At 60.2% G+C, this 20,972-nt stretch carries 16 protein-coding genes; 2 read left to right on the top strand and 14 right to left on the bottom strand.

Annotated features, from left to right (window positions below):
- Positions 1-79 precede the first annotated feature (79 nt).
- Genes AE618_RS08790 through AE618_RS08770 form a run of 5 tightly spaced genes read right to left on the bottom strand, consistent with a single transcriptional unit; the run spans position 80 to position 6,221 of the window.
- The gene (locus AE618_RS08790) at positions 80-1,462 is read right to left on the bottom strand and encodes a TniQ family protein (protein WP_054208689.1); all 1,383 of its coding nucleotides are present in this window, start codon (positions 1,460-1,462) and stop codon (positions 80-82) included.
- Positions 1,463-1,465: 3 nt separating this feature from the next.
- Positions 1,466-2,467 (bottom strand): ATP-binding protein, encoded by a 1,002-nt coding sequence (locus AE618_RS08785; protein ID WP_210166449.1) that lies wholly within the window; start codon positions 2,465-2,467, stop codon positions 1,466-1,468.
- Positions 2,468-2,484: 17 nt separating this feature from the next.
- On the bottom strand, positions 2,485-4,680 hold the full coding sequence (locus tag AE618_RS08780; protein ID WP_054208687.1) for a DDE-type integrase/transposase/recombinase: 2,196 nt from the start codon (positions 4,678-4,680) through the stop codon (positions 2,485-2,487).
- Between the two features lie 30 nt (positions 4,681-4,710).
- Positions 4,711-5,418, bottom strand: coding sequence for a hypothetical protein (locus AE618_RS08775; RefSeq protein ID WP_054208686.1), 708 nt, complete (start codon positions 5,416-5,418; stop codon positions 4,711-4,713).
- Positions 5,418-6,221: a hypothetical protein gene (locus AE618_RS08770; protein ID WP_054208685.1), complete on the bottom strand. Its 804-nt coding sequence runs from the start codon at positions 6,219-6,221 to the stop codon at positions 5,418-5,420. The genes AE618_RS08775 and AE618_RS08770 overlap by 1 nt, the downstream gene beginning before the upstream one ends.
- Positions 6,222-7,372: 1,151 nt before the next feature.
- Here AE618_RS08770 and AE618_RS27905 point away from each other — a divergent pair.
- Complete coding sequence (locus tag AE618_RS27905; RefSeq protein WP_156330181.1) at positions 7,373-7,993, top strand: hypothetical protein; 621 nt, start codon at positions 7,373-7,375, stop codon at positions 7,991-7,993.
- Positions 7,994-8,013: 20 nt separating this feature from the next.
- Here AE618_RS27905 and AE618_RS08765 read toward each other — a convergent pair whose 3' ends face one another.
- The 9 genes from AE618_RS08765 to AE618_RS08730 form a co-directional block, all read right to left on the bottom strand.
- Positions 8,014-8,361 carry a DUF6634 family protein gene (locus AE618_RS08765; RefSeq protein WP_054208684.1) on the bottom strand — a complete coding sequence of 116 codons (348 nt, stop codon included), beginning with the start codon at positions 8,359-8,361 and terminating at the stop codon, positions 8,014-8,016.
- Positions 8,362-8,457: 96 nt separating this feature from the next.
- Positions 8,458-9,252, bottom strand: a complete 795-nt coding sequence (locus AE618_RS08760) for a metallophosphoesterase (RefSeq protein WP_054208683.1) — start codon at positions 9,250-9,252, stop codon at positions 8,458-8,460.
- A 273-nt stretch (positions 9,253-9,525) separates the two neighbouring features.
- Complete coding sequence (locus AE618_RS08750; RefSeq protein ID WP_248310796.1) at positions 9,526-11,742, bottom strand: AAA family ATPase; 2,217 nt, start codon at positions 11,740-11,742, stop codon at positions 9,526-9,528.
- A 36-nt stretch (positions 11,743-11,778) separates the two neighbouring features.
- The gene (locus tag AE618_RS29035) at positions 11,779-11,907 is read right to left on the bottom strand and encodes a hypothetical protein (protein ID WP_282568497.1); all 129 of its coding nucleotides are present in this window, start codon (positions 11,905-11,907) and stop codon (positions 11,779-11,781) included.
- A gap of 344 nt (positions 11,908-12,251) precedes the next feature.
- Positions 12,252-12,911, bottom strand: a complete 660-nt coding sequence (locus AE618_RS28455) for a helix-turn-helix transcriptional regulator (RefSeq protein ID WP_197280730.1) — start codon at positions 12,909-12,911, stop codon at positions 12,252-12,254.
- Positions 12,912-13,180: 269 nt separating this feature from the next.
- Positions 13,181-14,080, bottom strand: coding sequence for a universal stress protein (locus AE618_RS08745; RefSeq protein ID WP_156330180.1), 900 nt, complete (start codon positions 14,078-14,080; stop codon positions 13,181-13,183).
- Positions 14,081-14,089: 9 nt separating this feature from the next.
- On the bottom strand, positions 14,090-14,746 hold the full coding sequence (locus AE618_RS08740) for a hypothetical protein (RefSeq protein WP_054208681.1): 657 nt from the start codon (positions 14,744-14,746) through the stop codon (positions 14,090-14,092).
- A gap of 14 nt (positions 14,747-14,760) precedes the next feature.
- Positions 14,761-17,919: an efflux RND transporter permease subunit gene (locus AE618_RS08735; protein WP_054208680.1), complete on the bottom strand. Its 3,159-nt coding sequence runs from the start codon at positions 17,917-17,919 to the stop codon at positions 14,761-14,763.
- 3 nt (positions 17,920-17,922) lie between these two features.
- Positions 17,923-18,972 carry an efflux RND transporter periplasmic adaptor subunit gene (locus AE618_RS08730; protein WP_349236430.1) on the bottom strand — a complete coding sequence of 350 codons (1,050 nt, stop codon included), beginning with the start codon at positions 18,970-18,972 and terminating at the stop codon, positions 17,923-17,925.
- Between the two features lie 563 nt (positions 18,973-19,535).
- On the opposite strand from AE618_RS08730, the gene AE618_RS08725 reads away from it, so the two are divergent.
- A complete protein-coding gene (locus AE618_RS08725; protein ID WP_054208678.1) occupies positions 19,536-20,873 on the top strand; it encodes an MFS transporter in 1,338 nt (445 codons plus the stop codon).
- The last annotated feature ends 99 nt before the right edge of the window (positions 20,874-20,972 follow it).

Genomic DNA, 20,972 nt, shown 5'->3' with positions numbered 1-20,972 from the left:
CGACCCGGAGCCGGCGCGGCTGTGCAACCCAAACCAGCTCCGCCGCGCCGCCTCCTGACCGCCACAGCTCATCAAGGGGTCAATATTGGACGCCGATCGGGGGGCAACATTGCGCGCCGTTTGACAGGATGGGAACTCGACGCTGACGCCAGTCATCACCAGACGCCGCGCACAGGCGCTGCTCTACATCGGCCAAGTGGCTCGGATCGAACCGGTCGGAGGTCGACCCACCATCGGTGAATCGGCAGATCGGCACGATCCGCTTTTCGTGCACCAAGGCGTCGAAATGTCCGCGATCAATTTTCATTAGCCTGGATGCGCCGTCGCGATCGAGCAGGCTCTCTTTGAAATTTTTGATCTGGTCGACGGCCGCACTTGTAAACAAATGCCTGCGCCGCTTGTTGCTCGACGGATCACCAAGTCCAAGTTCGGTTGCCAGCTTGCGCGTCATCCGCGGGGTTAAGGAAACAAGGCGAGCGAGCTCAACCATCGTGAACGGAGTATTGGCTGGCTTGTAGGCGTCCAGCTTAAGCCATCCCTGATAAATTGATCGCGCGTGTGCCTCGTCTCTCAGGGCCCTCTCGAACTCTGGCACTATCGGATGACCGGACTCGTACGACCTGCCTAGCCAGCCGAAGAGCTTGCGAGCTCCCCACTGCTCACTCCCAGACTGCGCCGTCGGTGATGCATCCGCCACCCTGGCGGCGATGCATCGCAATGCGCCATATCCTTCAGAAAGAGCGGCAAACCCGGTACGGATAATCTCTTCGCGAGCTGCGCCAACTGCCCGCAGGGTTGGCCTGCGATCCGAGTAGCCAGCGATCGAAGCTCGACCGACATGCTCCACAGCCTTCACAACGTCGGCCATCGACGCCACGTCGTCCAGCAGGGCTATCGGAACGGTCGCACCGACACTCATTCGGCCGAGCACGTAGGCTTCCCAGCTAGCATCGGTTTTTGAGGATCCACGGACTAGTCCGCCCTCCCTGATCGGGTTTCCATCCGCAAACCGCGCAGGGCTCTTTGTCCACCAGCGTGTGACGGAGCCCTTTGATTCACGAATCAGCGGCTCATCGTGAAATGGACAGCGGAACACGACCTTGAGGTCCCACCAGTTGCGCGCATGTTCGCTTTCGGAGAGACACGCGGGGCAAACCCGCGCCATGTGCACCGACCAATCGAACTTTGCGAAAGTCTGTCCGCAAAGAGTTACCCTTGAACCGGCAACGGAGGCCGTCGAAGCCCGAAGCCGCTCCTTCTCGCGAATGGGCAGAGCGAGGCAGAACTCAAGCAAGCCTGACGCGCGGCGACCGTTCAGCCCCATCTGATGGGCCAACGAGCGGGCGCTGTCTTGACCATTGAGCGCTGTGAGCCGCGCAAAGAACCGGTGCGCGGGCTCGTCCGGCTGCGGGACGATGCCCCACGCCGGAAGGGCCGGTTCCCCATTCAAAGGCTGCCACATGGTTCACCCCACCTGCTTGGTAAGAGCGTTGCCGTTTGCAGCGATCTCGACGCGATCCTTTTCCTCTTTCGGCACCGGAGCGCGCGACATGTCATCGCGGAATGGGTGAAATTTCGAGCCGAGGGGTATGATTGAATCGTAAGCTGCCGCGAAATGAACGGTCGTGATCTGGTCCGACGCGTCGTTGATGGCCAGGCAGCCCGCCTGATAGATGAACGTCTTCAGGCGACCGATGTTGCCGTTGGTCACCCAATGAAGGCGATGCGCGATCGCTTCCCGCCTCAGCCCCGAGCGTGTTGCGAAAGGGAGCTTGTCGTCGAACCGATCGCACAAGAGCCTGAACAGCTTTTTCTCGTCCTCGTTGGCCCAGCCATAGGGCCGAATGATCTTGTACGGGAGATTGCCACGCCCGGTCAGCTGAGGGTCACCTGCCATCTGCTCATAGGTCTGAAGCAAGCCGGCACACAGGATGTTCAGCGTCCCCAGGTTCAGGATTTTACGAAGGAAGCCACGGCCATGGGCGATCATGGCTTTCTTTGAGGTATCGAAAACCTCCTGGAACTCGTCGAGGAGCAGCAACTGTACCCGCTGAGCATGAAGTGCTCCCCGGATCAGTTTATCCAGGGTGCCGTTGTCCATGCTCTTCGTGTGGGGCACGTTCAACGCGTCCGCAACGGCCTGAAGTACCGATCGGAAGCCACCCTCGCTGGGCATATCGACATATACGACGGGCCGGATCATTCCGTCCTCGCCCTGATAGGCCGGAAAATCGTGGGCATACATTTTGAGGGCATACGACTTGCCGGTACGACTTTCCCCAGCCAGAACACCGACCGCCCCTGCGTCCGGACGCCCTCCGTTCACGGGCATGTGGAAGCGCTTGATTGCGTCCATGGCCTCAGTAAATCGGTCGTGGCCGACGAAAATGTTCGCCATCGCGTCCTGGCGTTCGCCGGGCGAGAGACTCGCTGCCTCGGCGCGAGAAAGGGCGGCCGAACTTGTCATCAGATTAGTCATTCGAGTCACTTCCAATTTTTTTCGGACTTGAGCTGGTCGAAGAGCGCATCGTCTTCATCGTCCTGTTCGAAAGGAGCGAAACCGAGCAGCGTGGGGGCCGAACTAGAAGCTGCCTCGGCGGAGGCTGCAGTCGACGAAGGCTGCTTCAGCTCGACAGGAGCGGCAGCTTCCGCAACAACATCGATATGCTCGGCCGCGGCCGCCGCGTCGCTATTCGGCAGCGCGATCTGGCTCGGAATGCGGCGTCGCTCTTCCGCATCCAGGTATCGGGCCAGTCGCCTGTACATGACCCGCCGCTGTTTCCCTCGGAGCAATGCGGCGATGATGTCCGAAAGCCGATCCTTCACGGCCATCAGCTTTTCGACACTAATCGCGCCGTCGCGTTGTGCGCGCGCGTGGGCCCGCATCACGTCATGCTGAAATGCGGTCAGACCGGACGTGTACTTTCGGTACGCCTCGGCAGCGGGAATCTCTTCGATCTCGTTCGTGTGCTTGTTCACGATGAAGATCTTCGAGAGGTCAGATGGGTTTCTGACCACCTTGTAGAAGGTTGCCCCGCCGTCGCGTCCGCGGTTGCGATGCTTCGGATTCGTCAGGATCTTCGAAAGGGCTGCGCCTTCGTACTTGATGTGATCCCAGGCGATGCCGTCATTCTGAATCGTCTTGTACTTGACCTCTCCCGCAAGCGCGGTGAACAGGTCTGGAGAGGGCAACGGCGGCGTCCTGAGATCCTTGGCCTTGTCGCCCCAAGCAGTCAGCGGTGACAGCCCGATACCGGGGATCAGCCCAAGGCCCTTGTTGTTCTGCGCGTGATAGATCTCGCAGATCCAGAAATGCAGCAGCGCCTTGAATTCTCGAAGAGTGAGGCACGGCTCGTCGAGCTCCTCGATCTTCCTACGCTCCAGAATGTTCTGGAGCGTCGTTCCGGGGAGCATGTGGACGAGGCCGGTATTGATGGTGCCGAAGAACCGCTCAAGCGCGCCTTTAAGCCAAGGCTCGCGCGGGCGGAATTTCACCAGGTTGAATTTGAGCTCTTTCCCGGCGGCCTTGATACTGTCGCCGATGAAATGCAGGGCGTTGTCGACGTAGAGGTTGCGGATGCGCCCATAGCACGGCCAGGGATTGGTCACGCTCGGATAGGGGCTGAGATCCTTGGGAAAAGTCGCGTGGCGCAACCCCTCGAGGAAGCTCGCATAGGACGGGACTTCAAAACCGAGCCCGATGCCGATGATCATGCCGGTCGCGCGATCGCGGAACGCCACCAGATCGGGACGACCCAGAATCGCCCCCTGCTCGTGAACGACCAGCAGATCGAGCGTGCAATGATCAACCTCGACATGCTCGTATGGGATGTCCGGCTTTTCGCGTGTGGTGTACGTTCTGTTCGCGAGCGCCGCATGGCGAGGACCGATCTTGTGCAGGTCCCGCGTGTAGCGATCGATCGCGTTGCACCGGCGCTGGAAGGTCGAGAGCGAGGGAATCCTAAGCCGCCCCTCATCATCCAGTATTGTTTGGTCGAGCTGCGAGACGACCGACTTTCCCAACTTCCGCTCATAGGCGCGCATCGTCGAGACCACCTTGGCGTAGGCCAAGAGCATGGTCATCTTCGGTTGGAGCAGCCACCGTTTGATGCCCCTCTCAAGGGCATGCTCGTGGATTGCCGCAAGCTTCGGAACCCTCGGTCCGCGCAGATCGAAACGATCGGTGTGGGCTGCGGTACCGAACTGGTCTCCGAGCGTTTGGGACTCAACGATCCACGCCAATACCGTCGTGAAATGGGGGGCCTTTTCGTCGCGCTGCTTGGCGACGGCTGCGATCGCGGGTTCAAGGCGCTTGCGTGAGCGCGCGAAACCCGCTGGCGCCTGCAAACAGGCGACCACGTACTCGTGCTTGCGGAGGTTCTGCACCTTCTGCTCGTCCGTAACGGCGAACGGATGCAGGACGCGGCCCGAGTGCTTGCGAGGATCCTCGAAACCCGGATGAAACTGACCTTCGGCGGCGAGCGCCGCAACCTCGGTGTCGGTGAGGAAGTGAGGCTCTTTCGAGGCGATGTCCAAAAACTGGTGCCGCTCACCGATCCGCCGTTCGAACAGGCATTCGGAGCCGTTGATGAACAGGGGCTGTCCCTCGTCGAACTCGAAACGAGGAACCGGCAGGGTCGACAAGAACGTGGATGAGGAATGAGAGAATTGCAGAGTCATGAGGCAAACCCGAAGTCGCTGATCTGATAATCAGCGACGGACAGAGGTGGTTGGGGAAAACGGGCGAGAGAGATCGAGTTTGATCTCTCCGCGCAGCGCCAGGCGCATAATTGCGGTGAAGGCGCGATCTTGCCCGGGTGGTGAAACCAGGGATGCCGCCGCTGTCAGCGCGCCTATGGTCGAGGATTGCTCAACCGTGGCGAGAACGTCCCGGATCGTCGTGAGAGCTGCGAGGTCAGTTCCCGGCTCGCGATGCGCCAGCATCTCCTCGCAATTGGCCAGGCGCGGCCGCTTGCGGATCGCCGCCTCCGTCAGCACCAGGAACCGGACCCCGTGTTGGATCGCATAGGCCTCGCGGATGTGGGGCTCCCGCCGGGTCCAACCCGCCATTTGCCGCAATGCCTCAGCCTTTGCGTCGACGATCAGGATCTGCCCATCTGCCGTGATCAGTCCGAAATCCGGAACATACGTCCGCGCTTCGAAGTCTCCGGCGGCGTTCGGAGCTGAGTACTTCAGCACGTGCGGCTCGACGCTATAGGCGGTGATGGCCGGATTGGCCTCAAGAAGCGTCTGGCAGTCCCTCTCAAGGAACGATCGGAACGGGGAAGGCCCGAGGGCCTTCCCGCTCGCGAATGTTCCCTGCCAGCACTGGCGTGAGCCACGCGACCAGTCGGGCCCACAGGGTTGCGCTCCCGCGTGAATGCCCAGCTTCGAAGGATGAATTGAGGGGCGTTTCATCACGCGAGCTCCAGGTTCGAGGCGGCGCCAGACCGATGGGGCGACACGGCGTGTGGGCGGGGGTGATTGTGCGGCGACGCGAGCTGCACGAGCGTCCGCTCGGTAAGCTCACGATCGAGCGCGAGTTCGATGAATCCATCGACTTGCATGGGAATGAGCAGTTCCAGGAACTTCTCCCAGCCACGCCGCCCGCCAAGCTCACGGTTCAACCGCCTGACGGTCATGCGACCATCAGAACGCTGAAGCTGCGAGATGATCGACGCTGTCAGCTCGGGATCGGCCCGCTCCACACAGGCGGCCAGGCGACGTCGATTGGTGCGGCGGGGCTCAGCAAAAAGCTGGAGTTCCGTGCGCCAGCGAAGCTTGACTCCATGATCCCGACGATAGGCGCGCGTCAGCGCCGCCTCGATCTCGCGACAGTGGGGCTTCGCTCGTTCCCAGGAATAGCGAACAGCTACCGCGCACGTCCCGCGTGAGCCCGAGGTCAGCAATAGCGGGTTGAACGCTACCATCTGGCGCTGGCCTTCGAGATTCACGTTTGCCAGCAATCGGTGGGGACGTGGCACGATCAATTCGACATGCGGATCGGCTGCTGCCTCGTGAAAGGCTGCGGCCTCGAGGCTGTCGAAAGCCAAGATTCGATCCCTGGCCTTGAGCGTCTCCACAACACTGATTGAGCCGATGTGCGAAGGGGCCGGTAGCGATGAGGCTATTTGAACTTTCAGACCCAGGCACGAAGGGATTGCCAACGACGGGGCGCCCTCATCGAGGACGTCAGGCAGGGTTTTGATGAAGTTGATCATGGGGTCACCTGTCGAAGGAGATCACCACGTCGCGGACGACGCCGGATTCGTAATTCGCGCTGATACGGAGCGAAGGTCGACGCCACCCGCTCGACGTCGGGAGCAGGAGGTCGAGCTCGAAGGATTCCTCGTGCATATTAGCTTCGAGGTCTGAGCTCAGAGCCGAACGCATCCGGCCGAGCTTCGAGGCTTTCGTGCGCCTTTTGCCGGATCGAACGTGGCCAGCATTGGGCGAAGTAACCATGCCCGAGTCTGCATTCTGAGAATTTGAATGCGCGTGGTAAGGTATTGATAGGGATGAATTCATGCAGCCGTCTCCAATTCCCGCGGAGGTCCGCTCCCGGGATTGATGTCGAAGGAGTAATCGGCTATGCAAAGCTGTGATCGAAGAGAGTCAGAAATGACTCTCTAGAGAGCGGCAGCATAGCCGTGAAGAATTCTTGGGTGTATTCCTGAGGACTTCAGGTCTTCGTCAGATTGATCATCATTGCTCTCCGTGCATGTTGATTTCACTGAACGGAGCTCCGCCTTCAGGGGCGGATGTCTAACAATGCTCCGCGGAACAGGGCGACCGATCCCGTTCCAACGCCGGGGAAGCGCGCCAACGCTTTCCCGGCGTTTCATTTAGCCAGCCTGAACTGGTAAGTTAGCTCTCCGATCGTTGCTTCCCGTGGTCTCAGGAAGGGTGTTGCGACACAGTCGCAACAGCTTTGAAGAGCCCGTCGGCACTTCAAGACTATTGCTCAGTGGCCAGATGCTGGACACTGACAACGGTCGACCATCGGGAACTAAGTCCCGAATCGTTCTCTCTTGGGGGGATTTGCCGTAGTGGACGGACTATGCTGCCATCGACACGAACGGTGCGACGGCAGGCAAAATGCCCGCGCTAAAGCGTCCCGGGAGGGAGCGTATGATCGTACCGTTAGACATGCCGGCGAAAGTACTAAATGGAGAGGGGGCTTGTAAAGAAAAATAGATTCGCGAATTGTGAGTTATTGCACTTAGCCTTCCGCAGGCATCTATTAGAAAACTGCAATTTTAGAGACACGCATGCCGTCGACCTAAGGCAGTTTCAAATCGGGACATTTCTATTAACGCGTGTGGCTTTCATTCATTCAAATTATCCCTGCTCCGTATCGGAGGAGCACCATATGAAGACGCCTGAGACGACAAAATCTCTGCTTAACTTGAAGTCTACCAGCGGTATGCACCCTGCCTGGGACCGTCATGTCGGGCGAGGCTCGGTCGAGCTTTTGCAACCGAAGCCAGAAGGATGGCTTACTGCGCCCGATGTTTTCCGAAGCGGTCTCGCGGGTTCGGACCTCAATCGGATATTGCGAGGCTGGCGGAACGCCATTTCCTGCATTGAGGTTGGCCAACAACCGCTCATGGGCGGGCAGGTGGTGCGCTTTCAAGTGTTCCGCGTCTATCGGCAGGGACGTTGGTGCCTGCATGCCGATGACATCCCAGCGCTGCGCAAGGAAATCGCTCCAGTGATCTTCACGCCAGCGCGAGTAATGAAGCTCGTTCCAGAATACGCGCGTCCGGGAGCATTGAAACTGATGAAGCGCCTGACCGATCTCACGTTGGCAGGCAGGGAAGTTGCCGTCGGCGGGCAAATACTGAGAGTAACGTTGAAGGGTCGAAAAGGCCCGAAGATCGTTTGCCTGCACGAGGAGTCCGTTCCGGCCTTTCTAAGGGCTGCGATCGTTCAATTCGACCGACGGATTGAGAATGAAGCGTCTCAGCCTCGAACAGGATCGAGAATCTAATGCAACTATGGCCTTCATCGTCACCGAGGCGGTCTCAGCGCGTCCGCCTCAGGCTCATCGGTCGCCGGCTCAATTGGCATCGGCTTAGCCCGCTCGCCTAAGCGATACCAACGGCTAAACGTCCGAGCGACGGTACAATCCTCGCTGATCCAGAGCACCTTGCTCGTTCGGATCAACTGATTTCCGAGGCGCGGATGATTGATCGCGAATCCCCATAGGAATTGCTCGCGGGTCCCTGGACTTCCTCTTACCTCCCATCGCTCAATGCCAACGGCGTCCAACAGGTCCGCTTCGGTCGGACGCCAGCCGTCTTTGAGCCGCCGCAGATCCTCGATTGCAGCCGCACGCTTTTCTTCCAGCGTTCGCATGGCCGTTCTCCTTGCGATCTGAGTGTCCGGCGAACAGCAGGCGACCTCTCACCCGCTCACGGGATGAGCGGAGGCAATTGTTTGTCGCTGCGGCGCCTATTTCGTTCCGACCTGGACGACTAGCCGAGGATCGAAGTCCGGGTTCTCACGGATTCCGCCGCGCCTGGGATAACCAGCCTGGTTGGTCAGAATGCGTGTTTTTCCGACGTAATAGTCGTTGGATCCATGGTCGTGGCCATGGATCCAAAGATCAGGCTGAAAGCGCTCAATCACCTCGGATAGATCAGATGCAAATGCTGGGGCCAAAGGGTCTCTGTCATAGATCGACTGAACCGAATTCGGATGAGGCGCGTGGTGAGTTACCACGACGGTGGTTCCATCGAATGGTTCAGCAAGTAGCCGCGTCATTTCGGATAGGTCGCGCTGATGAAACTCCGCAGCGTCTGCAGGTCTGAAGAGCCGGCACTGCGCGCCTTCGCCAATCTTTATCCGCCGGTGATCGTTCATCTCTCGTTGCGCTTCCCGGCGAGCGCTCCGCGGATTTCGAAACAGTTGGTAGTCGGTCCAGAGCGTCGATCCGACAAAGCGCACGCCAGCCAACGCAACGCCGCCTGGCGAGAGCATATGGATTCCATACCGTTCGGCCCGGGCGCGACCATCGCTCAACGCGCCATTGATCTCGGTGCCATAAAACTCATGGTTGCCCGGCACGAAGACGACCGGACGGCCGCGCAGTGGCCCACGACGCTTGCGCTCGATCCATTCTATCGTCGCCGCCAACGGGCACCCTATGTCGCCTGCAAATACGGCGACATCGAACTCGGGCAGATCGTCCGGAAAGCTGAAGCAAGTGAACTCCAGATGCAGATCCGACATCACAAGCAGGCGCATTTCGCCGCTCCTCGTCTTTGAGGGAAGAGACCCCTTCTCAGGTGTCAGAAAGGCAGTTCGGTCAGCGATGAGCGCCGCGTAGGGGCTCGTTGGCCGAGCGCTTGAGGCGCTCGAAAGCGGTGCGCCTTCGGATAACTATTGAGAGCGCGCGTATCGCGCGCTCTGGCTCAACACCCAGGCTCGCCGCTAGGGCGTGGACCTCCTCGAGGAGGATTGCCTCGCCATTCTCAGAAGGGTTCGATGCCTCGCTTTCGTGGTCTTCAAGAAGACGCATCATGCTGTCCTCGCAAGTTCAGGGGTCAGATGCTCGCCATCAGCCGTCTTTCCTCCCGACCGGCTCTCGCTGATGATGGCTTCGATTTCTGCACGGGACAGATAGCCCCGCCGGTCCAGAGCGGTCGCCAACGCCACAAGCGCCACCTGCTGCGGCTCCAGGATTCTCACGGCCCGCTCTTCTGCATTTTCAAGTTGCAGATTCACTGCGGTGTGGAGCTCTGGTGAGCTGCCGAGCCCCGGGACTTCCGGCAGATACGCACTGCCTGATCGACCCATCCCACATTGCGTTTCGATCAGAAGGGCGAACCCAGTCGCCCGGCCCAGATCGGAGTCGAGATTCATCCCTGAACCAATGCTCACTTCGCCCAGGACGAGGCGTTCAGCTTCGCGACCACCGAGAAGCACGGAGATCTCTCGCTGGAGGCGGTCAAACGTCGCCGATCCTGTGAGTTCGCTCTGGAATTCGAAGCACCCGCCTCTCGTGTGTATCGAGATCCCCCAGACGGTGCCGGTATTGAGCGCATGGGAGACCAATGCATGGCCGCTTTCATGAACTGCTATGCGCCAACGGTCCTGAGGCAGAAGAACCGGCGCGTTCTCAGCCACGGTTGCCATCAGGTCATCGAGGGTAAGGTCTCGACCGGCGCGCCGGGCCGTTCCTTTGGCGCGGCGGACGAATGCCTCCACGTCGGCGCCTGTTGCTCCCCGTGCCGCCAACGCGACGGGAACAAGGTCCTCGTCGGGAAGAACCTCGCGGCCAATGTGAAAACGAAAGATCTCGGCGAGCACCGCAGTGCCTGGTTTCTGGATCTGAATTTCGCGATCGAGCCGTCCTGCTCTCTTTACCGCCGGGTCGATTCGATCCGGATGGTTGGTCGCAGCGACAACGACTACGCCTTGCCGCTCCTCGATGCCCGCAAGCTGTTCGAGCACGAGATTGACGATTTGGCTCCAGTACTCGACATGATCACCCCGAAGCTTTGAACGGTCTGAGATGCCGTCCATTTCGTCGATGAAGAGAATGCTTGGCGCCTGACGGCGTGCTTGGCCGAAGGCATCGCGAATGGCCTGCAACGTGCCGGAGAGGTACGTCGCTGCATTCCACTGAGCAACCGAGGTCGCGATCAGCGGAACGCGTGCCTGCTTGGCTAAGGCGCGAGCGAATTGCGTCTTGCCGGTGCCTGGCACGCCTGAGAGGAGTAGGCCCTTGTGGTCAACATCTGCCCAGTCGAGTCGGCCGGCCTTGTAGTCCGCCAGATCCTCCGCCAGCTGCAGGCCCCATTCCCTTGCTTCGCCATAGCCTGGGAGCTCTTCGAGCGAAGGGCCGCTGATCAGATAATCTCCCTTCGTGCGCACCAGCTCCTCGAGGGCATCGACACAGCTGTCTCCTGTTCGTCCCGACCTGAAGGCGAGCGGGAGATCATCGATATCCACCAAGCGAACGAGATCAGGATCAACGTCGCGCGTCGGGGATCGGCCAGTCACCGCTTCGACGACAAGGGCGACGGCACTCTGATCGAGTGCTGGAATCGACAGCCGATACTCTGCAGTGCGCATGAGCGCCTGAGGCAAATGGCGAGCAGGATCCGGCGCGATACCCACGATCGGAATGCGATGCTGAAGTGCCGTTACAACTTCTCGATTGCCCTTTTCGGGGCGGTCCTCTTTTGCAGTCCCGTCGCGAGCCACGATCGCGGCTCGCGTGCTGTAGCCGACAGTCATCCCCCCTGTCTCAAGGACGCGGGCTTGGGCAGGCAACACGCAGTTTTGGACAACCTCCTTCGCCATCTCGACGAAGTGGGGGCTGTGCGTACTGATGCTGACGACAGGAGCTTCACGTCGCAGCCGGCGCGCCAGACCTGGCTCCGCTTCAATGGCGCGGGCAATCAGAATGGTCAGAGCGGCGAGATCCGCGCGGAGCGGCGTGACCCCGGCATCACCGATGTCGCCATCGAGATCCTCGATGAGGCGATCGATTTCATCGACCTTCCCGCGAAGCATCGGCTTGATCTTTGCCCCCGCCTCCCTCGCCATGATTTCGAGATAGGCGCGCGCGAGCAGGTCGGTGCGGGCATCGCTGCCATTTTCAGCTGTCGACTGGGATTTGCTTCGTCGCATCGTGTCTCCTTCGGTCTTCAGGATGGAGATTGCTTCAGCGCCATTCGGGCTATTGGACGTGCCAGAGCGCGCGCCGACTGTGGCGGCCTTCTGCAAGACCAGGCGCGCGATAGTCGGGGGTTGGGCGATGGCTCAGCTTTGGTTCGCCATTTGCAGCAAACGGCCAGGCTCGCAGACGAGGTCGTCGAAATCCTCGTCCAGCAAAGCCAACTGGTATTCGTCGCCAAGCTGCTCGACCGCCAGTCGAAGTTGGGCCGCCAACCTTCGATACCCGAGCGAGCCGGCGAACCGACGCCGCCCATGAGGAGCGTTTCCAGTCGTAGATTGTCGATTGCGCAAGCTACAGCGCCGATGGACCGCCATGCAGGGCTCCATTGATTCAAGCGATAGCCAGGGGCTGGTGCGGAATGCTCAGCGAGAAGCGCGTGTGCCAGACCGGTTGATTTGAATTGTCGAGGGCCGGCCAATTGACCGAGGGCCACGCACAGGCTTCAGCGGAACGCCGCCAGTGATGAAGGCCAACGCGCGGAAGCCACGGCAGCGCGTTGAACGTGAATTAATTTATCAACAATATAAAAATTGTCTACAATTTCTGCGAAATATGGTTAACGCGCTGAGCTGTCATTTCCCCGGAGCTTGTCTGAACGCGCTCTCTGAGCAGCGTCGCTTTTTGACGAATAGACGACGACGCCGACCAGGTCTTCACCAAAGACGAACTGCGCGCCTGCTTCTTCCAATGCCCGCCTAATTCGATGGTTCAACAAGAGCTTCGGCGAAGAGAAGCCATTTTCGAAATCATTGATCGTCTTCCGAGAAACCTTGGCACGTTCCCAAAGCCATGCTTGCGAGACGTTCAGCAGAATACGAGCCGCCTGGCAGACATAGCCGGGAACCGGGTTGCCTGGAGGCATTGGAAGGAAGCTGGTTCCACCAAATGGGGCTGGTCGACTATGACCGAGATGGAATATTTTAATAGCACTGCTAAAATTCCATTCGGCGACTGAATTCGAAGTCGCCTGCTGGGAACTGGCCAGTCCGACGCCAGCCCCTTCGCGAACGGCCTCTTTTATCGAGCTTGTCGAACGCCGCCCCCCTTTCGAAGCAGCTATCTGCTTCCGAGGATCGGCAGACGGTGCTTCCGGCTTAGCTGACATTACGACGCCTGCTCGGTCCTCAGCTGACAGAAAACGAGGGCTATTCCTTTGACGATCATAGGATTGCAAAATCCGTTCTTGCCGTCGAGCCGGCTGGAGCTCATTCAGCACTTTGTATCCGTCGCCGGTGGATATCTGACCGTGACAGGATCTCGATCAAGATCGCGACAAGAGAAAAGCTGCGGCGTTGCGCTCGCGATGAAAATGCGTTTTGGGCCGCCAACCCGGGAGGGCCGGTTGATGTAGAGCCCTATGCTGATGCCCTCCCCAGACGAGGGCAACCACGACGCGTTCAGTCCGCGTTCGTCGCAGCCACCCAGAACCTCGGCGATCAAATCAGGCGAGAAGGGACATCGCGTCCAGACAATGCAGAGCGTTAGTCAGTGCGCGATCAATAGAGGAACCGTCGCACTCTTTAGCAAAGAACGCGTCACGCCACCGAGAAAGAGTTCACGTGACCGGGAATGGCCGTAGGCGCCGATCACGATCAGATCCGAACCGTTCTCATCGGCGTCGGCGGATATAGCATCCGCGACAGATTTCCCCGGCGCGGTCTGAAGCTGCTGCACGGTGACATTAATATCCTGACGGGCGAGCAGGAGGGCGATATCTGCTCCTGGGGCCGCGCCGTACAGGGGGTTCGCTTCTGGATTAACGACGACCACGCGCACCGACTGAGCAGCGCTCAACAACGGCATGGCATCGGCTATCGCCCGTCGGGCAACTCGGCTGGCATTCCAAGCGAGCGTCACATTGGTTGGTGTCGTTTTTGCGCTCCAGCCTTCTGGCACGATCAGAAAGGGCACTCCGCTTCCCAGCAACATTGAAACGGCCGACCAACTACCCGGAAGCTTGCCCGGCCAAGCGTGACCGACAATCACCAGATCAGCATGAAGCGAGTGCAGAGCAGCTTCGTCACCGGCATCGACTCCGCGCAGGGTTCTAAACTCGAAACCGACGCCGTGGCGCTCGGCCGCGGCTTGAAACCGGGCGCTTGCGACGTCAGCCGCCAGCCCTTCTTGCGTCTCGTAATGTTCGATTAATGCCCGTATCGCCTCCCGGCCGCGGACATAGGATTCGTGCGGTTCGTACGGCCAATCGAATGGCTTCACAAAAATTCCCGCGACATGCGCCTTATGCTGAACTGCGATACCTACCGCGTAATCAATCAAATTCTGCGAGAACGATTTCTCATCGAAAAAGATCGATATCGTCCTTAATGGCATTTTCAGCTTCCTGATTGTCTCAATTCGTAGATTAAACTCGCTCAATTCATCCATTAATTCTTTTCACGTTCTTTCCTTTATTGAGCTGCCAAAACCGGCCATCGAAACGCCCAGGGCTATCGTGTCCAGGGAAAGTACGAGAGCTGGGCTGGCAGAAGGTCCAATATTCGAAGGCGGCGGCCCGACGAGCCAGACGAGGAGAACCCAGCTCGCGCTAAACAGGCAGAAGACCCCGGCAGTCGAGAGCCATGCCGCACCGCGTTCCGGCGACGCGGTCGCACCGATCCAGACGCGCAATCCGCCTGCGGCCGCTATGGAGGTCAGGAAGCCGAGCAGAGACGAGACGTGCGCAAGGTTCTGATCAGCAGCCAAGATCATGCCGGCTACGGAATAGGACGCTCCGCTCAGAAGCCAATCTGGATAGATGCTCGTGCGCGCGATCTTTGTGATGAAGAAGCTAAGGGCCGCCCCGCCGAAGATCGCAGAGCCTCCAGAGAACCCGTCTGGTATGACTCCGGGCCGCGCAAGATCCAGCAGGGCAAGTGCACCAAAGATTACCAGCAGCGCGCCAAGAAAGATGATTCGAGTTCCGTCACCTGGCCGATGGAACCTGTCCTTCGACGAATGGCGCTGTCGATGAAGGAAGGCAGCCAGATCCGCCTTCCAGACCAAACCGCATTTTCGCAGTTGCTTTCCGAATCGATCGACGTCGAGGCGCATGCCTTGAGCCTCCCTCACACCTTGGCGACAGCGTCGGATTGATGCGCGGCGGCAGGGGGCTTTCCGAACCTCGCCTTCAGTTTTTCACGGGCGGCTTGGAAGGTGACGTAGAGCATCGGGATCAGAAAAATCCCTAAGGTGCTCGCCGCGGTCATCCCGACGAAGACCGGCGTGGAGACGTTGCGACGGGCCATCATCGAGGCGCCGTCCGCCCAAACCAACGGTACCAGGCCGAGGATGAACGCGATCGAGGTCATGATCACTGCCCGAAAGCGCAGCTTCGCGCCGAGCTCGGCGGCCTCGCGGATGCCGAGGCCATGCTCGCGCTGCTCCTTGGCGAACTCCACGATCAGGATGCCGTTTTTGGCGGCCAGCGCGATGAGCACGACCAGGCCGATCTGAGCATAGAGATCCAGCGTGAGCCGGGCGACGATCACCCCCGCGAAAGCGCCCAGAATGCCGATCGAGACCGACAGGAGGACCGGAATCGGAATCGTCCAGCTTTCATAAAGCGCAACCAGGAAGAGATAGGCGAACAGTAGGGCCAGCCCGAGGATGATCGTCGTCTGCCCTTCCGCTTGCTGCTCCTGATAGGCGGTGCCGGTCCACTCGATCGCGTATCCTGGGGGCAGGGTTTTCTTCGCAACTTCCGCCATGGCCTTCATGGCCTCACCGGACGAGACGCCGGGCGCCGGCGATCCGTTGATGGTGACGGCGCGGTAGTTGTTGTAGCGCGTGATGACGGCAGGGCCTGTCACGGTGCGCAACTCGGCGATGGCCTCCAGCGGAACCATCGTACCGGCGCTGTTCCGGACATAGATGTCCCAGAGGGCAGGAATATCCCGGCGATTGGACGCGTCGCCCTGAAGATTGACCTGCCAGGTCCGGCCGAACAGATTGAAGTCGTTGATGTACGAGCCGCCGAGGGTGGTCTGCAGGGCCGCGAAAATGTCGCCGATGCCGACGCCGAGGGCCTGGGCCTTCTCGCGGTCGATGTCGAGGAAGAGCGACGGCGCGTTGGCCCCGTAGGTCGTGAAAACTCGGCTGAGCTTTGGATTCTGATTTCCCGCGGCTACCAAGCCGTTCGTGAGGCTGCCGAGCGAAGCAGGCTCAGCGCCCTCAAGCGATTCGAGCATGAGTTCGAAGCCGCCGCCGGTCGACAGACCGACCACGGGCGGTAGATTGAACGGCAGCACAAAAGCGGTCCGAATCTGCTGTGCGGCGCCAAACATCTGGGCGATCAGCACTTGCGCCTTGTCCGTCGCCGCCTTGCGATCCGCGAATGGTTTGAGCTTGGCGATGACGAAAGCGCTGTTGCTGGCCGCAAAGCTGTCCAGCAACGAATAGCCGACGACGGCGCCGACGTCCTGGACCTGAGGCATGCCGGCGAGGATCTTCTCCACCGACTTGACGGTTTCGGCGGTTCGAGCCACCGACGCGCCGTCCGGCAATTGAACGTTGACGAAGAAGGCGCCCTGATCCTCCTCCGGCAGGAAGCCTGTCGGCGTGATCGAACTGAGACCGGCGATACCCACGCCGCAGCCGATTACGATGACGATGGAAAGGATCGAGAGCCTGAGCGTCTTGCGCACGATCCAGGCGTAGCCGTCGCGAACGCCGTCGATTCGCCGGCTGATCCAACCCATCACACCTCGTTTGGGACCGCCGTGCCGCAGGAACACGGCGCAGAGTGCGGGCGACAAGGTGAGGGCGTTCACGGCCGAGATCAGCATGGACACGGCGATGGTGACGGCGAACTGGCGGAAGAGTTCGCCGGATATGCCCGGAATGAAGCCGATCGGCACGAAGACTGAGAGGAGCACCAACGTGATGGCGATGATCGGGGCGGTTACCTGCGCCATCGCCTTCTTGGTCGCATCGGCTGGGCTGAGCTCCGGCTCCTCCTCCATCACGCGCTCGACGTTCTCGACAACCACGATCGCATCGTCGACGACGATGCCGATCGCGAGGACGAGCGCGAGAAGCGAGACCGTGTTGGCGGAATAGCCGAGCGCCAGCATCGCCGCGAAGGTTCCGACCAGACTGACCGGAACCGCGATGATCGGGACGATGGTCGCGCGCAGGTTACCCAGGAAGATGAAGACGACAATCGCGACGAGTACGAACGCTTCGAGCAGCGTGTGGATCACCGCGTCGATCGTGTCGTTTACGAATTCCGTCGAGTCGAAGATGATTCTGGCGGTCAAGCCCTCGGGAAAGCGGGTCTTGAGGGCTGAGAGCTTCTGACGGATCGCCTCGCCGGTCGCCAGTGCGTTGGCGCCGGGCGACAGGAAGATCGCGACGCCGACCGCGGGATCACCGTTGACACGGCTCTCGGCGTCTTCGTTCTGCGCTCCGAGCTCGACGCGAGCAACGTCGCTGACGCGCAACACGGAACCGTCCGCGTTCGCTCGCAGAACAATCGAGCCGAACTCGGCGGGCGTCGTAAGGCGTCCCTGTGTCTGAACGTTGAACTGAAAGCGCTGATCCTCGGGAACGGGGCGCGCACCGATGCGGCCCACCGGCGCCTGCACGCTCTGGCTTTGGATCGCGCGGACGACGTCTGACGGCGTCATTCCAAGGCTGGAAAGCCGGTCGACGTCGAACCAGATCCGCATGGAGTAGTTCATGCGGCTGAACAAGAGCACCGATCCGACGCCTGCCGTGCGCGACAACTCGTCGAGCACGTTGATCGTGGCGTAGTTCGTCATGAACAGCGTGTCGAACTTTTGCCCCGGGCTGGAGACGGCGATGAATTGGAGGATCGAAGAAGACTGCTTCTGGACGGTGAGCCCGAGGGCGCGCACCTCTGCGGGAAGCTGCGAGAGGGCCGTCTGGACGCGATTGTTCACGTTGACGGTGTTGATGTCGGCATTCGTGCCAAGGCCGAAACTGACGGTGAGATTGTAGGAACCGTCGTTGCCGCTCGTGCTCTTCATATAGAGCATCTTGTCGACGCCGATCACCTTCGATTCGATGGGCTGTCCGACGGTCGACTCGACGACCTCGGCCGAGGCGCCGGGATACATCGCCGTCACGCGGACCTGGGGCGGGACGATGTCCGGAAGCTGGGCGACGGGGATACGCGTCAGCGCGAGGGCTCCGGCTAGCGCGGTGAGGATGGCGATGACGATCGCCAGACGCGGCCGGTCGATGAAGACGTTGGAGATCATCGCTCAGCTCCGCCCTGCCGAGGGCTTCGCGCCAGGGACTTCGCCCGCGAGAGTGGGCGCGACCGGGCTGTCCGGCCTGACCCGCTGCAGGCCCTCGACGACGACCCGCTCGCCCGCCGAGAGGCCCTCGACCACCGCCGCGGCGCCAGCAGTCGACTGGCCGAGCTTGACCCGACGCTGCCTGGCCGTGTCCTGTCCGTCCACCACATAGACATAGTCGCCCTGCTGGTCGCTCAGCACGGCGACACGGGGGACGACGAGGACCTGCTTCGGCTTTACCGCCTCGAGGATGACGCGGACCAACTGGTCGTTGGTCAATTCGCGGCCGCCTCCCGGCAGGGTTGGATTTGGGATGACTCCGCGCAGCGTGATCGAATCGGTGTCTCGCGCGACATTGATGTCCCAGTAGTCCAGCTTGCCCAGATTCCCGTACAGGCGGCCGTCGGGGAGACGCAGCTGGATACGAACGGCGCCGAAGCCTCCGTCGCGCGCAAACTGCTGGCGCAAGTCCACAGCCCGGCGAACGGACACTGGGAAAGTGACGTAGATCGGGTCTTGACTGACGATGGTCGCAAGCACGCCGGACGACGGGCCGACGACGTTTCCAACGGTGATCGCCGCCCTTCCGATGCGGCCGTCGATAGGCGCGCGGATATCCGTATAGCCCAAGTTGATCTCGGCTTGATGCAGTTGCGCCTGCGCAGCACGCAATTGGGCGGCAGCTGTGCGTTGCGCAGCCTGAGCGTTGTCGAGCGCGCTCTTGCTGCCGGCATTGCTCTTGAAGAGTTCTTCCGCGCGAGCCAGCGCCATGCTGGCGTTCTCCAGCTGCGCCTGAGCCTGAGCAATGCCCGCCTGCGCCACCTCGACGGCGGCTTCGAACGGCGCCTTCTCAAGCTGGAACAGCAGGTCGCCCTTCCTGACTTCGGCGCCTTCGACGATGAGTTGTCGTTCAAGGAAGGCGCTCACCCGGGCGATCAGGTCGACGCGCCCCACCGCCTGTATCCGGCCGTTAATTTCCGTCGTCTCGTTTACCGACCTCAGCTCGGCGGCCACGAAGCCAACGACAGGCGGCCCGCCCGCTCCCGTCTGAGCGGACGACGAAATTGGACTCAACAGCAAAGCAGCAAGCGCGGCGGAAATGGTTGGAAAATGGCCAGCATGAGACATGAGAGAACCCGATCGAAGCCCCAGGGCGCCAGATTTATATACCAACGGTTCGTTTGTAAATATCGGGAGGCGTCATGTACGCCGTGGAATGGGATGGATGGCGTCTAATCAGTCCCGCGGCCTCGTGCCTGTCGTCGTGAACCGGGGTCGGCCCGGCACGGAGTATCGGGGACGCACGCGCCGCGATCCGTGGACATGCCGTCAAGCAGCAGGAACTGTTCGGTGAGCCAATGGGAGCCGAGGCGTTGCGATGACTCGTTTACAAACGGACCGTTTGTATCTAATTTTGCTCCGATAACGATAACGATCGGCTTGTGGGAGGTCTCATGTCATCAGCGCTCGAACTTCTCTGTCGCTTGCGCCGCCTTGTCGACCTGCCGAGTTCCGTCGCCGGCCCGGACGGGCTGCTCGCTCAGAACTAAGAGCTGATCAAACCGGAGGTAAAGAATATGCAGCACGAGCGCGTCGCAGATGTGTCGTACCTAAAGAAAGTCGTGGGCGCATCCATGGCTGGTACGGTCGTAGAATGGTATGAATTCTTTCTATATGGCACAGCTGCGACGCTTGTATTTGGAAAGTTATTTTTCCCGAATACCGGAAACGAGTTGGATGGCGTCATCGCTGCTTTTGCTACGTACGCAGTTGGGTTTATTTCGCGGCCGCTTGGCGGAATTGTATTTGGTCACATCGGCGACAAGATCGGACGCAAGTCGCTGCTGCAGTTCAGCCTGGTGCTGATCGGAGCATCCACGTTTCTAATGGGATGCCTACCGGGCTTTTCGTCGATCGGTTACTGGGCGCCGATCCTTCTGGTAACTCTGCGCTTCATCCAGGGATTTGCCCTTGGCGGCGAGTGGGGCGGCGCAGTGCTGCTCGTTGCAGAGCATAGTCCCAATAGCAGCCGCGGGTTCTGGGCTAGCTTTCCGCAGGCAGGCGTGCCGCTCGGCAATCTGCTAGCCACAATAGTTCTGCTGGTTCTGTCCGCCACGCTCCCTGCCGACGCTTTTCTATCATGGGGCTGGCGCGTTGGGTTCTGGCTTTCCGTTATCATCGTCGGCATCGGCTATTATATTCGCACGCAGGTGACTGACTCCCCAATATTTGAAGCAGCCAAGCGGCAGGTCGAGCAGCAAGCGGATGCTGGCTACGGACTCTCAGAGGTCTTTCGGCGCTATCCTCGCGGCGTATTCACCGCCATGGGGCTGAGATTCGGAGAGAACATTCTGTACTACATGGTCGTAACCTTCTCGATAACTTACCTCGGCCATCTCAAAGTTGACACCACTCGGATACTAACACTTTTGCTTATTGCGCACATTCTTCATGCAATCGCTATTCCGCTTGTCGGCCGCTTGACGGACTTGCGTGGACGCAAGCCGGTATACATCCTCGGCGCTGCGCTGAGCATGATTTGGCCGTTCGTCGCCTTTCCGCTTTTTAGCACCGGAAACGCCCTGCTGATCCTCACTGCGATCGCGCTTGGATTGGTCGTTCACGCCTTGATGTATGCTCCCCAGCCGGCGATCATGGCAGAAATGTTCCCGACCCGCATGCGCTACTCTGGCGTATCGCTAGGCTATCAGGTGACGGCCATCGTTGCAGGCTCGTGGGCTCCGCTGATCGGAACTGCGCTGCTGCGAAGCTTCGATGCGTGGTTGCCGATCGCGCTTTACATTCTGCTCGCGAGTGCAGTCAGCCTCGTCGCGGCGCTGTACATGAGAGAAAGCAGCGGTGCGTCGCTGGTCTCGATCGACCAGGAGGACTTGCGTCGCATGACATCGACTTAGCCAGCGATCATTCAGCCGACGTCTGCGAGCCTAAGAAAGAGCCCCAGGTCAACGAGACCTGGGGCTCTTTTTTAGAGCGGGAGGAACCGCGTCACTAGA

It is taken from the genome of Allobosea vaviloviae, from assembly GCF_001298265.1.
In the GTDB taxonomy this organism is placed as follows: domain Bacteria; phylum Pseudomonadota; class Alphaproteobacteria; order Rhizobiales; family Beijerinckiaceae; genus Allobosea; species Allobosea vaviloviae_B.
This window is presented reverse-complemented; position numbering and strand designations above follow the sequence as displayed.

Excerpts from the sequence above, each read along its gene's own strand:
- AE618_RS08790 (WP_054208689.1), bottom strand. The coding sequence starts at position 1,462 with ATGTGGCAGCCTTTGAATGGGGAACCGGCCCTTCCGGCGTGGGGCATC.
- AE618_RS08785 (WP_210166449.1), bottom strand. The coding sequence starts at position 2,467 with ATGACAAGTTCGGCCGCCCTTTCTCGCGCCGAGGCAGCGAGTCTCTCG.
- AE618_RS08780 (WP_054208687.1), bottom strand. The coding sequence starts at position 4,680 with ATGACTCTGCAATTCTCTCATTCCTCATCCACGTTCTTGTCGACCCTG.
- AE618_RS08775 (WP_054208686.1), bottom strand. The coding sequence starts at position 5,418 with ATGAAACGCCCCTCAATTCATCCTTCGAAGCTGGGCATTCACGCGGGA.
- AE618_RS08770 (WP_054208685.1), bottom strand. The coding sequence starts at position 6,221 with ATGATCAACTTCATCAAAACCCTGCCTGACGTCCTCGATGAGGGCGCC.
- AE618_RS27905 (WP_156330181.1), top strand. The coding sequence starts at position 7,373 with ATGAAGACGCCTGAGACGACAAAATCTCTGCTTAACTTGAAGTCTACC.
- AE618_RS08765 (WP_054208684.1), bottom strand. The coding sequence starts at position 8,361 with ATGCGAACGCTGGAAGAAAAGCGTGCGGCTGCAATCGAGGATCTGCGG.
- AE618_RS08760 (WP_054208683.1), bottom strand. The coding sequence starts at position 9,252 with ATGCGCCTGCTTGTGATGTCGGATCTGCATCTGGAGTTCACTTGCTTC.
- AE618_RS08745 (WP_156330180.1), bottom strand. The coding sequence starts at position 14,080 with ATGGATGAATTGAGCGAGTTTAATCTACGAATTGAGACAATCAGGAAG.
- AE618_RS08740 (WP_054208681.1), bottom strand. The coding sequence starts at position 14,746 with ATGCGCCTCGACGTCGATCGATTCGGAAAGCAACTGCGAAAATGCGGT.
- AE618_RS08735 (WP_054208680.1), bottom strand. The coding sequence starts at position 17,919 with ATGATCTCCAACGTCTTCATCGACCGGCCGCGTCTGGCGATCGTCATC.
- AE618_RS08725 (WP_054208678.1), top strand. The coding sequence starts at position 19,536 with ATGCAGCACGAGCGCGTCGCAGATGTGTCGTACCTAAAGAAAGTCGTG.